This window comes from Mucilaginibacter dorajii (assembly GCF_024808255.1).
Lineage (GTDB): Bacteria > Bacteroidota > Bacteroidia > Sphingobacteriales > Sphingobacteriaceae > Mucilaginibacter > Mucilaginibacter dorajii.
This window is the reverse complement of record NZ_JANTYS010000004.1, coordinates 239,806-254,957: the sequence shown is the minus strand read 5'-3', so window position 1 is coordinate 254,957 and position 15,152 is coordinate 239,806. Positions and strand designations below refer to the sequence as shown.

13 protein-coding genes are annotated in these 15,152 nt (G+C 43.3%); 4 read left to right on the top strand and 9 right to left on the bottom strand.

Going from position 1 to position 15,152, the window contains the following annotated elements:
* Positions 1-1,518, top strand: a complete 1,518-nt coding sequence (locus FHS10_RS07285; protein ID WP_259089040.1) for a RagB/SusD family nutrient uptake outer membrane protein — start codon at positions 1-3, stop codon at positions 1,516-1,518.
* 92 nt (positions 1,519-1,610) lie between these two features.
* Complete coding sequence (locus tag FHS10_RS07280; protein WP_259089039.1) at positions 1,611-2,990, top strand: serine hydrolase; 1,380 nt, start codon at positions 1,611-1,613, stop codon at positions 2,988-2,990.
* A gap of 15 nt (positions 2,991-3,005) precedes the next feature.
* On the opposite strand, the gene FHS10_RS07275 is transcribed toward FHS10_RS07280, so the two are convergent.
* The 5 genes from FHS10_RS07275 to FHS10_RS07255 form a co-directional block, all read right to left on the bottom strand.
* Positions 3,006-3,416 carry a hypothetical protein gene (locus FHS10_RS07275; RefSeq protein ID WP_259089038.1) on the bottom strand — a complete coding sequence of 137 codons (411 nt, stop codon included), beginning with the start codon at positions 3,414-3,416 and terminating at the stop codon, positions 3,006-3,008.
* A gap of 98 nt (positions 3,417-3,514) precedes the next feature.
* Positions 3,515-4,261: a DUF6348 family protein gene (locus tag FHS10_RS07270; RefSeq protein ID WP_259089037.1), complete on the bottom strand. Its 747-nt coding sequence runs from the start codon at positions 4,259-4,261 to the stop codon at positions 3,515-3,517.
* A gap of 167 nt (positions 4,262-4,428) precedes the next feature.
* The gene (locus FHS10_RS07265) at positions 4,429-5,106 is read right to left on the bottom strand and encodes a DUF7832 domain-containing protein (RefSeq protein WP_259089036.1); all 678 of its coding nucleotides are present in this window, start codon (positions 5,104-5,106) and stop codon (positions 4,429-4,431) included.
* A gap of 306 nt (positions 5,107-5,412) precedes the next feature.
* Positions 5,413-5,826, bottom strand: a complete 414-nt coding sequence (locus FHS10_RS07260; RefSeq protein ID WP_259089035.1) for a VOC family protein — start codon at positions 5,824-5,826, stop codon at positions 5,413-5,415.
* Positions 5,827-5,876: 50 nt separating this feature from the next.
* Entirely contained in the window at positions 5,877-6,320 is a 444-nt protein-coding gene (locus tag FHS10_RS07255; RefSeq protein WP_259089034.1) for a helix-turn-helix domain-containing protein, read from the bottom strand.
* Positions 6,321-6,547: 227 nt separating this feature from the next.
* On the opposite strand from FHS10_RS07255, the gene FHS10_RS07250 reads away from it, so the two are divergent.
* Positions 6,548-9,484 (top strand): PAS domain-containing protein, encoded by a 2,937-nt coding sequence (locus FHS10_RS07250; protein WP_259089033.1) that lies wholly within the window; start codon positions 6,548-6,550, stop codon positions 9,482-9,484.
* Positions 9,485-9,672: 188 nt separating this feature from the next.
* On the opposite strand, the gene FHS10_RS07245 is transcribed toward FHS10_RS07250, so the two are convergent.
* The 3 genes from FHS10_RS07245 to holA all read right to left on the bottom strand — a co-directional run bounded on the left by FHS10_RS07245 (position 9,673) and on the right by holA (position 12,409).
* On the bottom strand, positions 9,673-10,500 hold the full coding sequence (locus FHS10_RS07245) for a sulfotransferase (RefSeq protein ID WP_259089032.1): 828 nt from the start codon (positions 10,498-10,500) through the stop codon (positions 9,673-9,675).
* Positions 10,501-10,550: 50 nt separating this feature from the next.
* The gene (gene cysC, locus FHS10_RS07240) at positions 10,551-11,108 is read right to left on the bottom strand and encodes an adenylyl-sulfate kinase (protein ID WP_259089031.1); all 558 of its coding nucleotides are present in this window, start codon (positions 11,106-11,108) and stop codon (positions 10,551-10,553) included.
* A gap of 281 nt (positions 11,109-11,389) precedes the next feature.
* On the bottom strand, positions 11,390-12,409 hold the full coding sequence (holA, locus tag FHS10_RS07235; RefSeq protein ID WP_259089030.1) for a DNA polymerase III subunit delta: 1,020 nt from the start codon (positions 12,407-12,409) through the stop codon (positions 11,390-11,392).
* A 378-nt stretch (positions 12,410-12,787) separates the two neighbouring features.
* Here holA and FHS10_RS07230 point away from each other — a divergent pair, with 378 nt between their 5' ends.
* Entirely contained in the window at positions 12,788-13,255 is a 468-nt protein-coding gene (locus FHS10_RS07230; protein WP_259089029.1) for a type I restriction enzyme HsdR N-terminal domain-containing protein, read from the top strand.
* Here the strand turns inward: FHS10_RS07230 and FHS10_RS07225 are convergent.
* Positions 13,252-15,060 carry an ATP-binding protein gene (locus tag FHS10_RS07225; protein ID WP_259089028.1) on the bottom strand — a complete coding sequence of 603 codons (1,809 nt, stop codon included), beginning with the start codon at positions 15,058-15,060 and terminating at the stop codon, positions 13,252-13,254. The genes FHS10_RS07230 and FHS10_RS07225 overlap by 4 nt on opposite strands.
* Positions 15,061-15,152: the final 92 nt, after the last annotated feature.

Below are 15,152 nucleotides of genomic sequence, written 5' to 3'. Positions count from 1 at the left end.
ATGAAAAACCGTCTTATAATAACCACCATATTTGTTACAGCGCTGTTTTTAGGCGCCTGTAAAAAAACGCTCGACCTTAACCCGCTCGATCAGATAGCAACATCAACCTTTTATAAATCAAAAGGCGATTTTGACCAGGCCCTGGCCGCGGTATACGCATCCATGCAGCCCGAAGAATTTTCGGTAGGTATAGGTTTCAGGGATTGCTTTACCGATAACGGCTACAACCAGTTTAACTCGGGCAGTTCAAAAGATTTTGTGCAAGGCAATTTTAACCCCAACACCGGCGGTTACGAAACCGGTATTTATAATGATAGCTATACCGGCATTGGTCGTGTAAACCTGTTTTTACAAAACCTGGGTAATTATAAAGGTGCCGATATCAGCGATGCGCAAAGGAAGATATACGAGGGCGAAGTAAGATTTATACGCGCGTACTTTTATTTGCAATTGTACACCATTTATGGCGATGTGCCGCTGGTACTGCAACCACTTGACCTTTCAAACCAAAAGCAGCCAAAAGTACCGGCAGCGCAGATCCTTACCCAAATAACTACCGATCTTGATTACAGCATTGCCAACTTAAGCACCAACGCTTACTACGCCAATGGCGGCCACGCGGCAGCTTCATCGGCCAAAGCGCTTAAGGCAAGGGCATTGATATTTGCGGCATATGGAGCCACCGGTACGCCCGACCCGGCTATACTTACCCAGGTGCGCGACCTGTGTACCGACCTGATGGCCCAATATAAACTGAGCACCAATTTTGAAGATGTATTTAGGGATGCCACGCAAAAAGGTAATACCGAGATCATTTTCTCCATCAACTTTTTATCGCCTAACAATACCGCTCCCTGGGACCTGTATTATGGCGATTATGATGCCTGCGCACCGCTGCAAAACATGGTTGATGCTTTTGAATGTACCGATGGCCTGCCATATGGCACATCGCCGCTTACCGATACCAAAGACCAGTTTAACAACCGCGACCCAAGGTTACGTAAAACTGTTTACAGGGATTCTGTTGATTTTGGCAATGGCAAGGTTTACCATCCATCAAATCTTCGTCCTACAGGTTACGGTACCATCAAGTTTTTGGAACCTAACAATATGCCTTACGGCTTTTCTACACTTAGTCAGCAGGATGCCGTAGTATTACGCCTTGGCGAGGTTTTGCTTATGTATGCAGAAGCCCAGAATGAAATAGCAGGCCCGGATGCCACGGTTTATAAAGCCATGACCGATTTGCGTGCACGTGTGGGGATGCCGCCTTATCCCGCAGGTTATACCCAGGCCCAAATGCGCGATCGCATCAGGCACGAGCGCCGTATTGAGCTTGCCTTTGAAGGCCTGCGCCATTTTGATTTACTGAGGTGGCATATTGCCGGCCCTGTTTTAAACGCCGTTAAAACCAGCCTCATCAACTATCATTTTGAAGACAAGTTTTACAAATGGCCGCTACCACAAACCGAAATTGATAAAAGCGGCGGCGTGTTGGTGCAGAATCCGAATTATTAAGATTAGCAGCTTGAATACCTATGAAAACGAGGCCCCCGGATTAATCTCCAGGGGCTTTTTTGTAGAGACGCATATTTGCCTAAATTTAAACAATGAAAACCTCTACCTCTTTATTCATAATCAGCCTCGCTGTGATAAGCCTTCTCATGCCGCCGGCTTATGGCCAGCGTTTGGAAGCGCAAACCGATAGCCTGGTTAATGCACGCCTGCCAGGTATTGCGCCCGGAGCCGTGGTATTGATAGCGAAAAAGGGGCAGGTGATCTATCGCAAAGCTTTTGGCCTGGCCGATCTGAAAACCAAAGCTGCTATGACCCCGGATATGATCTTCCGCATTGGCTCCATGACCAAGCAATTTACCGCCATTGCCGTTTTGCAATTGGTTGAGCAGGGTAAGATCAGGTTACAGGACAGTATCCAGGTATACATACCCGATTTTCCGCACAAAGCCTACCCCATCAGTATTGAAAACCTGTTGACACAAACGTCGGGCATAATCAATTTCCAGGAGATAGCACATCCCGATCCTAAAAAAGTACATGAACATTATACCCCGGCGCAGGGCGTCGACTATTTTAAAGACGAACCGCTGCGTTTTAAACCGGGCAGCCAGTTTGAATACAGTAATTCTAACTATTTTTTGCTGGGTTATATTGTTGAGCGGGTGAGCGGTCAATCGTTCGACAGTTATTTACAGGATCATATTATTGGCCCGGCAAATTTAAAGCATACTTTTTACCTGCCCACTCATCCGCAAACCGAAGGCATAGCCGGCGGCTACTCCAGGTTTGACGGCAAGCACTGGGAAAACGCCGAACTCCAGGACCCAACCATGATGTACGCAGCCGGTGCCTTAACATCCAATGCCGACGATCTGCTGCGATGGCACCAGGCTTTAAGCGATGGCAAACTGATCAGTACAGCCATGTTAACCAGGGCCTACACCGGTTTTAAACCAACAGATGCATTAGCGCAATACGGTTACGGGTGGTTTGTTAAAGATATTGACGGCATCAAAACGGTAGAACACAGCGGCTCGACAGACGGCTACCAAACCGACGAACTTTGGCTGCCGCATGAAGATGTACTGGTAATTACCCTGTTCAATGGCTTTGAAACTGATATGGATTGGCAGATGATCACCAACGATATTGCCCGCTTTGCCATTGGACACCCGCTTAAAACCGGGATACAACTGAATGACGACAGCCTGAAAGCCCTGTGCGGAACGTACGCTGTAGGTACAGACCACCAGATGGTGATCAGCCTGAAAAAAAACCAGTTATATGTAGAGGCCACCAACCCCAAAGACCGCCTGCCCCAAGTGAAGCTTTTTGCCGAAAGCCCCAGTCGTTTCTACATCAAAGAAGCCGCGTTAAAATTTGAATTTAAAATAGATGCAGGCACAGGCAATTATGTGCTTACTACGTACAACGCGGCCGGGAAAGATGCGGATTGGAAAAAGGTGAAGTAGGGTTAGGTTATTTGTTTAATCCACAATTTCACCCGGCTTAAAGTCAAAAGTTTTAAAGATTTCATCTATATCAAGCTCACACTCTTTGGGGAGGTTTATGGTAGCGATACTTCCAAAGTCGACCTGCCAAAAGCCGCCTTGCCGCATAATTTCATCCCCTAAAACCCTATACTCCGACTCTTTAAATTGTGCTGAAAGGAAAAAGCGCCGGGTGACAAAATTTGAATCATTAATGATTTTTACGATCTCGTGCTCCCCGTTTTTATTGATCCTGATTTTAAATTCTGTTCCATAAGTTAACCGGCAATTGAAAAGCTCATTTTCAATCATCCTGAAAGTATCCTCGGAAAGTTGTTGTACATACAGGCTGGCAGTGATTTGTTCCTGTTTATCAAAAAGCTGTAATTTAATTATTTCTGGCTCCATGGTTTAGCATCCGGTTGTTATAACGTTTCTACCAGTACTATGATATTATTATAAATATACAAATCAATTGACATTATTGATTGCGTAAGTCATCATATTTAATCGCACCGTCTAAACATAATAAATTGCTTGATTCCTTTAAAGTCGCCTTCCACATTCCAGCTATTTGCGTATTGCGAAACTAAAGCCATGCCTTCATCCCAGGGTTGGTTGTTCAAGAGGCAATCCCCTATGATAGGTTCATTGTCCCGTTTAAAAAGATAGATCTTGAGCCAGTTGATTTTGTTTGAGGTTAGTTTATCGGGGATCTGCTTATTCAATAATTCAAATAAGGGCTCACCAATCGGTTGTTCGTCCCATTTACCCTGTAATAACATGCTCCCAAATTTAGGATGCCACAATACGTCTTTTCCATCGGTGTTCACCATAAAATCAAAGTCCGGGTTATGGCTTTCAGAAAAGCTATCGATGATGGTTAAAAAAATGCTGTCAATATAGTTATGGAGGGCCGATTTTACCTGATCCTGAAAAGTAAGGCCTATCCCCACAAAACATTCCTGTATCCCGCCAGGAAAATATTGGAGATGAATTGCCAGCACGATTAACTGTAATACACTTGGGTGATTATTGGGATTGTTTACTATTGTTGTGGCAATCTCCAATTCGTCATTTATAACAATGCCCTGGTATTTATTATGCCATTCAACTTTGTAACCCATTTCAATAAGCCTCAGTTTGAATGCTTCGAGCAACTCAAGATTACGATCAATCGGTTCTTCATCTGCCGGTTGTTGGGGCGGTTCAATAGTTATCGGTTTCTTTTTAAAAAAGTCAAATAATCCCATTCATGTTTTGTAATTAACCTTTTGCAATGGCCCTTTGGGCTATATAAATCGGTTAGGCCGGGATAAATTTATAATAATTTTTTATGGTCATGAGTTTGAAACCCATCCATACAAAGAACCCCTGCTATTTCTCCTGCTCCCAGTAGGGCTAAAGCTTACTACCGTTTCTAAAAGGTTTTTTTACTATTGCCCATATTCCAGTTGTCAAATCGCTCATCTAACACAAATTTCAATTTGTTATAATTCTCCCAGTTGTCATCAACATGATACAAGGTGGCTTTGCTCTGTAAAAGAGTGGCCTCGTAATCATCAAGATATTGGCCTGTGTTAAAATTGAAATACGGCAGCGAAAAGCGATTCCCTATTTCATTGATATCTTCGAGCATTAAAACACCATCGCAACAACGTTCAAAAATTTGCGAGCCTGTTATACCCTGCTTTTTAAACAATGCTATTTCTTGTTCGTGATCGGTTTCAAACTGGCCGCTTACTAAATTCCGGCTTATTAGCCAGCCTAAATACATTCCTGTGTGAACATAGCCTTGAAAATCATCCAGTTCGTCGGGAAAATTGCCGCCGAAGTGCCACTTTGCTTTGTCGTATATGTAGATCGAGTTTTCCAATACTTCTGAATATGCCGTTATTTGGTATCCTTCATTCAACTTTTCGTTTACCAACTCCTGTTGTTTTTTTATAGCATTATCATTGTTCCTACAACCTTCAGACGATTGATCGAGCCAGTTGTAAAACACGCCTTCGGTTATATTGACCACATGATCTTCGACAGTTGCTTTAAAATGGTATGTTTTTCCCTTTACGATTTTGGTAAGATATGTTGATGCCATGATTCCGGTTATCTTAGAAGCTGTCTAAAAACAAAAAGAATCGTCATTGCTGTAAGGAGGAACAACGATTCTTTTTGGACTATAATATTTTTATGAAGCCGCTTTTAGATAGCTTCTTATAAAAGTAAAATATTTCAGGAGTTTTTATTGTTGTAGGCTTTATTATTTACAAAAGATAACTTTGCGTTAATATGAGGCTGTATCATAAATCATGATCAGCCTCTTTTTTCCTTGATTTATCCGGGGACCAGGTGGAGTTATTCTCAAGGGACGGCTTGATTGATGATACAGCCTCATACCACCTACCTATCTCTCCTTTTCTCCCAATGAAAACCAATTGCCCGAGTCATCTTTAAACAGGGCTTCGTAGCCATAAAATTCTTTGGTGGGTTCTTTTTTAAACTCTACGCCCTTGGCTTTCAACTCTTCGTAAGTGGCCATCAGGTCGTTACATTCAAATACCCCAAAACCGAAGGTGCCCTGGCTTACCATGCTGCGCATTTGTGCGGCGGCTTCTTTTTTAAACATCATGCCTTCGGCAATAGCCATCAGGGAAATCTCCAGGTCGGGCTGTTCTGGCGGACAAACGGTAAGCCAGCGCATACCGGGGCCCATTGATGCATCGGTGTGTACTTTAAAGCCAAGTTTATTAACGTAAAACTCATAGGCACTGTCCTGGTCAAGAACAAATATGCTAACGTGGTTCATTTTGGTGATCATATGCTTTGTTGTTTGGTTTCCCAAAGCTGAACAAAACATCCTGCTAAAACCTATTGAAAATTGCTGTTTTTAAGCCAGCCCTTTTCCTGCGCAAAACAATTGGGGATAAATTTTAAAGGCGACACCTGCATCTCGGCCGACCGTTTGATCTCCCGTTGCCGGTATGCCGATGGCGATTGCCCGATGGTCTTTTTAAACAAAGCCGAAAAAGAGGTAACACTATCAAAACCCACGGTGTAGCAAACTTCGGCAACGGGCTTACCCTTTTGCAGCAACAAACGGGCCTGTTCAACCCTAACGGTAATCAAATATTGGTGCGGCGTTTTGCCATAAGTATTTTTAAACAACCTGATAAAATGGAACTTAGAAAAGAATGCCTCATCGGCAATATTATCCAGGTTAATAGCCTCGTGATAGTGCCCGTCAATAAACAGCTTGGCCTGCACAATGCGTCTGTACAAATAAACTCCCGGAAATAAAGCCGCTGCCGCCATTGGGTTAACTGGGTATGCAGTAAAGATACAAAGACATGACTGTTGATGATTTTGTTGTGATGATTTTTTTTCTGAACCGCGATTAAACAGATTTATCAGATTTGTTGGATTTTTTGGCCAACTGCAAACTGGCAACTGCAAACTAATAAAAACATTTTTCCCATTATCGCATTTTAATAAATGCTAACCGTTTAGTATTCTTGTGTACATCTTTCTTATAGCTATAAATGGCTTTAAAACATAGTTCTGCTTTACCGCCAGAAACGCTGAGGGTATTTGAAACAATGCCTCAGCCTTATCTTATTCTTTCGCCGGAGCTTTATATGCTTACGGCAAGCAATGCCTATTTACAGCTTACCGGTAAAACCCGGGCCGAACTGGCCGAGCATTTTCTTTTTGACGTGTTTCCCAAAATTCCGGATTGGTCGCACGAGGAGGGCGGTATTTCTTTTTCGCTTAATACTGTATTGGAAACACACAAGCCGCACCAATTGCCGGTAATGCGGTTTGATATACCATCGGCAACAGACCCGCTGCACGTAGAAGAACGTTACTGGAACACATCACACACCCCGGTTTTGGATGCCGAGGGCGAAATTTGCTACATTATTCACCACACCGAGGATGTTACCGTCCAGGTAATTGCTGAGCGGAACCTGAAGGCCAGCCTCGAAAAAGAAACTGCTGCCGCTGCCCGGGCCGAAAACCTGAGCAGGCAAATAGAAAAACTGTTTGACGAGATTCCTGCCCAGATAGCTATAGTAACCGGGCCCGACCTGGTTTATGAATTTATAAACCCACGCTATAAAACCGAACTTTTCCCCAACCGCGAAGTATTAGGCAAACCCTTGTTATACGCCCTGCCCGAAGTAGCAGGCGAGCCCATTTGGGATATACTGCAGCATGTATACAAAACCGGAGAAACCATGGCAGGCCATGAGATCAATATTCCCCTGGCCGATGAAATCGGCGGTCCGGTAAAAGACCATTATTTTAATTACGTATACCAGGCTATCCGCGATGAGGCGGGCAAAATAACCGGCGTTTTAAGCTTTAAGTACGAGATAACAGAGCTTGTTTTAGCCAAAAAACGGTTAGAACAAAACGAGCAGCAACTGCTGGCCTTAAACCGTGGCCTGGCCAATGCAAACGAAGAGATCCAGGCGACTAACGAGGAAATCCAATCGGCCAATGAGGAGTTGAGTGCCACCAACGAGGAGTTGTTCCAGGCGCAGCGAAGTATGCTGAGGCTAAATGATGAATTGGAAGAGCGGGTTGAGCTGCGCAGCGTTGAACTATTTAACGCCCAGGCCGAAGCGGCTGCCGAGCGCGACAGGCTCAAACGATTTTTTATGCAGGTGCCTACCGGCATTTGTGTGCTTGATGGGCCCGACTTTATTTTTGAACTGGTAAATCCATCTTATCAGCAGCTTTTTCCCGGTAGGGAGTTGTTGAACAAACCTTTGAGCGAAGCCCTACCCGAATTGGAGGGCACACCCATTATTGATATTTTAAAAAGCGTTTACTATACCGGCAACACCTTTGAAGGTAAGGAGCTATTAGTACCCATGGCCCGCACCAAGGATGGCCCCATTGAAGACCGTTACTTTTCCTTTATTTACCAGGCCCGTTATGATGCCGACGAAGTGGTTGACGGCATCCTGGTATTTGTTTTTGAGTTAACTGAAACCATACTTACCCGCCAAAAGGAAAAAGAGAACGAACAGCGTTTCCGTTTTTTACTGAACGCCATGCCCCAGCAGGTATGGACAGCCCGCCCCGATGGCACACTCGACTATGTTAACGAAGTAATTTGCGATGATTTTGGCCAAAGTATGGATCAGATCCTGGGCCGAAGGTTGCAAGAGTTTATCCACCCCGATGACCAGCACATAAGCGCTCAAAAATGGAGGGCTGCCCTGCAAAGCGGTAAGGAATTTATGGTGGAGTTTAGGCTGAAGTTTCATGATGGCCTATATGTATGGCACCTGGCCAGGGCTTTGCCATTGATAGAGAACGGGCACATCCGCCTGTGGCTGGGTACCAATACCAATATCGAAATTCAGAAAAATAACGAGCAAAAGAAGGATGAGTTCCTTTCCATTGCCAGCCATGAACTTAAAACCCCGCTCACCAGTATTAAGGCATTTAACCAGCTGATGCAGCGCACTACTGATGGGCAAAAGCTAAGCACTTTTATCCAAAAATCGGCGACGCATGTGTTACGGTTAGAGAAACTCATCAGCGATCTGTTGGATGTTAGCCGCCTTAACGCCGGTAAAATGGAGTATAACATGGAGGCCTTCAGCTTTTTGGATATGCTTAAAGATAGCATCGAAAGCGTGCAGCAAGCCACCACATCGCACCAGATCATCCTGGAAAAAGCCGAAGATGTTACCTACACCGGCGACCGTTTCCGCCTGGAACAGGTGGTAAATAATTTACTAAGCAATGCCATTAAATACTCGCCCGAGGCGGATAAGGTAATTGTAAACTGCGTTATCCACCCCGATAACAGCCTCATCGTATCGGTACAGGATTTTGGCATCGGCATCGAAGAAAAAAACCTCATGCGCCTGTTTGACCGCTATTACCGGGTTGATAACACTGCCATGCGTTTTGAAGGCCTTGGGTTGGGGTTATTTATATCTGCCGAGATCCTGAAACGGCACCATGGCAGCTTTTGGATTGAAAGTAAACCCGGTATAGGCTCCACTTTCTTTTTCAGGTTGTTGTTGGATGGCGCAGAAAAAGCGGAAGCAATTATCAGGGGTGATGAGTTTTACCAGGACAGCACACTAACCCTGGTTTATAATAAAACCCATCACCGTATTGATGCCGACTGGACGGGTTTCCAAAACCTCGAATCGGTACAACAAGGCTGCCTGCGAATGTTGGATATGTTGCAGAAAAACAAAGTAAGCAAGGTGCTTAACAGCAATATACATGTGTTGGGTAATTGGTCTGAAGCATCAGACTGGGGTAATAACGAATGGTTCCCGGCGATGGAAAAGGCCGGTCTGCGGTATTTTGCCTGGGTTTATTCGCCAAGTGTATTCAGCCAGCTCTCGGCCCAAAAAAGTATCGAAACATTAAAGGGAAAAATCAGTTTCAGCTTTTTTAACGATCTTGAAGCGGCCGAGGAATGGATAGAAAGTAAGTAAATAATACTTTCGCTGCCGAGGCCCGCGTTTAGGTAACCGCCATGGTCCGCCTCCTGTAGTTTAAAACTATAGGCATAGTAGTTCGTCGGAGACATTCGAACAGCGCCGCCCAGACTTACGAAGTTTTGAAAACTTCGTAAGTCTTTCGCTGGCTAATCACATTTTTAAAGGTTACCACTGCCAAAGCTTTACCCTATCATATATCCCATCAGTTCATCCTGTAGTTGCTTAGCCTTAAACACCAACCTTCTGTCGACGATATACTGATCGATGTCGAGGTCTTCGCCCATAAGATTTTCCTTAAATACATCCTTGAACTTGAAATATTTTAAAGAAAAGTCCCATTGGTTTTGCAGGTGTTTAAAAACAGGCAGGTCGGCTTTGTTAAGCATGTTGTAGTTTACTACCACAAAGGCATCCCGGTTTAGCTGCTTAATGCAGTTTAAAATATCCTGGTTATAGGATATCCAAACTTTTAAATACTCCTGGGTATTACTGCGGTAAAACGCCTTTATTTTGCGGGCCCGCCTAAACCGAAACCAGGCCAGCCGTGGAAAAAGCTTGCGGTCTTCATACCTTTTATCCATCACCTTAACATCGCGCCGCAGCAATGAGCTTATTACCGACTGGTAATCGCGGATGATCACCATGTAACAGGCATCTGGAATCAGCTGCTGGTAAACATCAAGAAACATACAGGTGCGCGGGTCTTTCCATCCCCATTGGTCATACAGCTGCTGTTTTACTTTAATAATACTTTTAATCTTTTCCCGCTCATAAATAGAAAAGCTATCAACATGGGCAGCCGTTAAACCAGATCGGGGGAGCTTATGGTTATCGAGGATCTCCTCGTGCATTTTTAAAAATTCGCAATCTTCAAAGTGGCCTTCAATATTGCCGGTACTTGCGCCGCCAAGTCTTTCGCCAAGTTCCATACCACATTTGGTAAGCCACTGGGTAATAAGCGAGGTACCGGAGCGGTGCATGCCCGCTATAATAAGAGTTCGTTTTTGCATAGATGTGACAAGGTTATACATCAAAACATGATGTATCCTTTTGAATAATTTTAGTTAGCTGCTTTATATTTAACCGGCTCAACAGGGTGCAGGTTATTTAAAATAAAATACAGCAACGATGAGGTACTTTCCTGCACGGTGCTTTCGCTTGTATTGATATACAGGTCAGGCTCGTAGGGCACGTCAAACCGGGCGTTGATACCCGTAAGGTTTTTTAGTTTATCGGGATGTCCATCGGGCAAAAAAGCCTTTTTATAAAGCCCCTTGGTATCGCGGCTAATGAGTTGTTTAACCGGGCAATCAATATGCACAACATTTACATGATCGTACTTTTCGGTCAGTTCGCGGCGCATTTCCTCGTAGGGGTTTATAGCGCTTACGATAGTAACAATTCCATGTGCCGAAAACCGGCTGGCCACAAAGCCCAAACGCCTGATATTTTCGCAGCGATCTGCCTTACTGAAGCCAAGATCCCTGCAGATCTCGCTCCGGTATTCGTCGCCATCAATGATCTCGGTCCTTACGCCAAGCTCTGTCAATTCGGTTGCAACATTTTTGGCTAATGTTGTTTTACCTGCACCTGATAATCCGCAGAATAGAAGAATCATAATTTTTTTAATTTTTATGTTTATATCATACTTCGGAAACAGTGCAGGCTGCTTTCGTTAAGTGAACATAAGAAATTAAATTACCGGTTAATTTTGTTACAATGTAAATAGTTCTTTACACAAGTGGAAGCCTCAAGATCGCGACAGCAAAAAACCTTTAAATCTGGCTAAAAAGGGCATTTTCAAACAAATGCATACCACTACGGGGCTACGCAGCCATATGATACACCTAACAAAAATGTTACTTAGTTTAAAGCTGCAAAAACGTGTTTAAGGGATAATTAATGCAGTATTTTAAACATCAGTTCCTTCATCAACTCGCCGTGTGGCGCAAGCGAGTCAACACCTTTGCTCTTTAAATCATACTCGCGCAGGTAGCTGATGATCTGCATGGTTTTGGGGTAATTATAACTGCGACCCGCCAGCTCATAATCTTTCACAAAATAGGGATTTACGCCCAGCTCGCGCGCCAGGTTTTGCTGCGATTTATCTTTGATGTAATGGTAGGCCAGCACCTTGCTGAAAAAATTATTGAGGTTGCCCAGCACCAGTACAATGGGGTTATTTTTAGGATTGGCCTCAAAGTAATTAATGATCTGGTTAACCTTAAAAGCATCCTTTTTACCCAGCGCGGTTTGCAGCTCAAATACATTATACTCTTTGCTAATGCCGATGTTATCCTGTACATGTTTCAGGGTGATTTCCTGCCCGGCAGCAACATTAAGCATCAGTTTTTCAAGCTCGTTAGCAATTTTTGAAAGATCGTTACCCAGGTACTCGGATAACATTGCCGAGGCCTGCGTACTTATCTTATAACCCTTGTCGCTGATAAAACCTTCTATCCAGGCCGGTATCTTACTATCATACAACGGTGCCGATTCAAACACGAGCCCGTTTTTATCAATAGCCTTATATGTTTTTTTGCGCTTATCAAACTTGCCGTACTTGTAGCAAAACACCAGGATGGTGCTCGGCAGCGGTTTTTCAAGATAGCTAAGCAAGGGATCCATGCCTTTTTTATCGTCATCCTTACCCCATTTCATGTCCTGGGCCTCTTTTACCATAACAACCTGGTAATCGGCCATCATGGGATAGCGCTTAGCGGCGTTAAGCACGGTCATAATATCGGTATCCTTGCCGTACACTACGGTTTGGTTAAAACCCTTCTCGGCATCGCTAAGCAGGTTATGCTCAATATGGTTGCCCACTACATCAATAAAATAAGGCTCTTCGCCGTGCAGCAGGTACACGGGTTTGTATTTGCGGTTTTTAATATCCTTAATTATCTCGGCAGCGGTCATTTTAATTCAAAAGTCAAAATTAAAAAGTCAAAAATGACTTTCTGGTTCAATATTCAAAATTAAAGAAAAGGTTGTGGTAAAACGCTGCTATATTTCAAATGTGGAAAGTAAAGTTTGAATTGCATGAAGGCTTGCCGTTAATCATTCTTATTTTTGGCATAATTAACATATTGCTAACGGGCAATAACCATATAAAATTATGTCATTGCGAGGAACGAAGCAATCGCGAACTATGCAAGTCGGCCCTGTAGAGCATGAGATTGCTTCGTTCCTCGTAATGACATGGTGAACTTGTTGTGGATAAGCACAAAGCAATGACGATTTTTACAACCCAATAGCCGCCTTGCGAAGCTATTTTTGACTTTTTAATTTTTAATTTTGACTTCAATTCTACCACCCCTTAACCTCCCTCCCTATCCTTTTAAAATAAGCGATGACGGCAACGGGCAGCTTTCTTTATTTGATGAGATTCGCAAAAAAACCATCATCCTTACACCCGAGGAATGGGTAAGGCAGCATTTTGTACAATATTTAATTAAACAAAAAAACTATCCGCGTTCGCTCATCAGGCTTGAGGGTGGCCTTAAGCTAAACGGGCTGCAAAAGCGTACAGATATTGTGGTATTTAACAGCGTTGGTGAACGCATTTTGATAGTGGAGTGTAAAGCCCCATCGGTAACTATCGATCAAAAAACGTTTGACCAGGTTGCCCGGTATAATATGGTACACAAGGTATCGTTACTGGCAGTGAGCAACGGCCTGCAGCATTACTATTGTATTATTGATCAGCAAAAGCGGGAATATAAGTTTATTGAAGATTTACCGGCCTATAGCAAGCCCGTTTAGGCCACCATTACAAAATGCTGTATTTTTTGGAGAAGCTCATCTGGTTTAAACGGTTTTGATACATAATCGTTCATACCGGCTTCATAAATTTTTTCTTTGATATCCATCAAAGCCGAAGCGGTTAAAGCAATAATAGGGATCCCGGATTTTTTAGGATCGGCCATTTTCCTGATCTCCATGGCGGCATCAAGTCCGTTCATTACGGGCATTTGCAGGTCCATGAGTATAATATCAAAGTTACCGTATTGCATTAATTCCACCGCGCGCATACCATTCTCGGCAATGGTTGGGATAATTTTCCATTTAGAGAGCAGCTTCTTCATCAGCATAACGTTCACCATATTATCTTCGGCAATAAGCATCCTTACGCAAGCCAAACCTTCCGGCTCTTCTGTTTGTGATTTTACAGTAGCAACAACCGGTTTATCTACCACTATTTCTGTTGATACCGGAAACTCCATCGCAAATGAGAACTCAGATCCTTTGCCCATTTTGCTGCTTACATCCATATGCAAGCCTTGCAAATCAAGCAGGCGTTTTACAATGGCCAAACCCAGCCCGGTGCCGCCGTACTGCCGGGTGGTGGTTAACGACTCCTGCGTAAAGGGTTCAAATATGGTACTCAGGTTATGCTCTTCAATACCTATGCCGGTATCTTTTATTGAAAACTTAACGGTAACGGTATTGTGGCGGTCTTCAAAACAGGTTACCCTTACCCATATGTTACCTTTTGCGGTAAATTTTATGGCATTGCTAACCAGGTTATAAATAATTTGGGTGATACGGGTAGGGTCGCCAAAAAGTATCTTATTTTTTAACGAGCTGTCAATATCCAGCTTAAACAAAAGCCCTTTTTCTTCGGCTTTGATGATCGACGCGCCACAGATATTATGCATTAGCTCAACCAGGTTAAAGCGAATGTTTTCGAACACCAGCCTACCCGATTCTATTTTATTAAAATCCAGCACATCGTTTACAACCGCAAGCAAGTTGCTGGCCGAAAACTTAAGAATCTCCAGGTTTTCTTTTTGATCGTTTCTTGGATTGTTCATCATAAGCAGGTTGCTCATGCCAATTACCGCGTTAAGTGGCGTACGGATCTCATGCGACATGGTTGAAAGAAATTCGGATTTGGCATGAGTTGATTTTTCGGCCTTTTCAATAGCCACATTAAGCCTGGCGTTAAGTTCTTCCTGCTCCCTGGCACCGTCTTTTAGCTGCTTTATGTTCTTTAAAAAAGCTGTATAAAAATGACTGTGGATAAATATGAGCAGTATAAAATTAGCAAACAGGGTAATGATAATGGTTGACTGATCTATCCTATCGGGCTTTATATTAATTACATAACCTTTGGTAAACTCAATGATCATAAAAATAAGTACCGGTATGGTGTTCAGCAGGGAATATACCAACCCGCCGGTTTGCCCAAGCATGTAATAGCTAAAAACAATAACCAATATGATAACCTGTATGGTAACAATATTAACAGTTTGTACCGTAAAATACACCACGGTGATATTAACAATGGTGCCTGCACTTAGCAATAAATGGGATATCAACCGCCAGTTGGGCCGATAAGTTAAAAACTTAAATAAAGCGGCAACGCAAACCATAAGGCCCGCAGCTGTATAAGCCAACAGTAGCTGGCCCTGGAAATAAACACTTAAAAGAATAGCACCAAGTGCCACAAACACCAGCGGAAAACCAAAAAAAAGAAGACGAATACGAGCCTGGTCAAGGAACGGCTGATCCTTGAACAAAATCTGGCTTATTGAAAAGTTAAAAAAACTTACTTTTTTACCCATGAATTTCATTGACTTCTTTGCACATGATGTTTAAATACAACCCTGCATTACGGGCCGTTTTAAACATCATGTACAAAGAGCCAATTACAAAA

What these genes read in the sequence shown, in the direction of transcription:
- FHS10_RS07285 (WP_259089040.1), top strand. Translation starts at nt 1, where the DNA reads ATGAAAAACCGTCTTATAATAACCACCATATTTGTTACAGCGCTGTTT.
- FHS10_RS07280 (WP_259089039.1), top strand. Translation starts at nt 1,611, where the DNA reads ATGAAAACCTCTACCTCTTTATTCATAATCAGCCTCGCTGTGATAAGC.
- FHS10_RS07275 (WP_259089038.1), bottom strand. Translation starts at nt 3,416, where the DNA reads ATGGAGCCAGAAATAATTAAATTACAGCTTTTTGATAAACAGGAACAA.
- FHS10_RS07270 (WP_259089037.1), bottom strand. Translation starts at nt 4,261, where the DNA reads ATGGGATTATTTGACTTTTTTAAAAAGAAACCGATAACTATTGAACCG.
- FHS10_RS07265 (WP_259089036.1), bottom strand. Translation starts at nt 5,106, where the DNA reads ATGGCATCAACATATCTTACCAAAATCGTAAAGGGAAAAACATACCAT.
- FHS10_RS07260 (WP_259089035.1), bottom strand. Translation starts at nt 5,826, where the DNA reads ATGATCACCAAAATGAACCACGTTAGCATATTTGTTCTTGACCAGGAC.
- FHS10_RS07255 (WP_259089034.1), bottom strand. Translation starts at nt 6,320, where the DNA reads ATGGCGGCAGCGGCTTTATTTCCGGGAGTTTATTTGTACAGACGCATT.
- FHS10_RS07250 (WP_259089033.1), top strand. Translation starts at nt 6,548, where the DNA reads ATGGCTTTAAAACATAGTTCTGCTTTACCGCCAGAAACGCTGAGGGTA.
- FHS10_RS07245 (WP_259089032.1), bottom strand. Translation starts at nt 10,500, where the DNA reads ATGCAAAAACGAACTCTTATTATAGCGGGCATGCACCGCTCCGGTACC.
- cysC (WP_259089031.1), bottom strand. Translation starts at nt 11,108, where the DNA reads ATGATTCTTCTATTCTGCGGATTATCAGGTGCAGGTAAAACAACATTA.
- holA (WP_259089030.1), bottom strand. Translation starts at nt 12,409, where the DNA reads ATGACCGCTGCCGAGATAATTAAGGATATTAAAAACCGCAAATACAAA.
- FHS10_RS07225 (WP_259089028.1), bottom strand. Translation starts at nt 15,060, where the DNA reads ATGGGTAAAAAAGTAAGTTTTTTTAACTTTTCAATAAGCCAGATTTTG.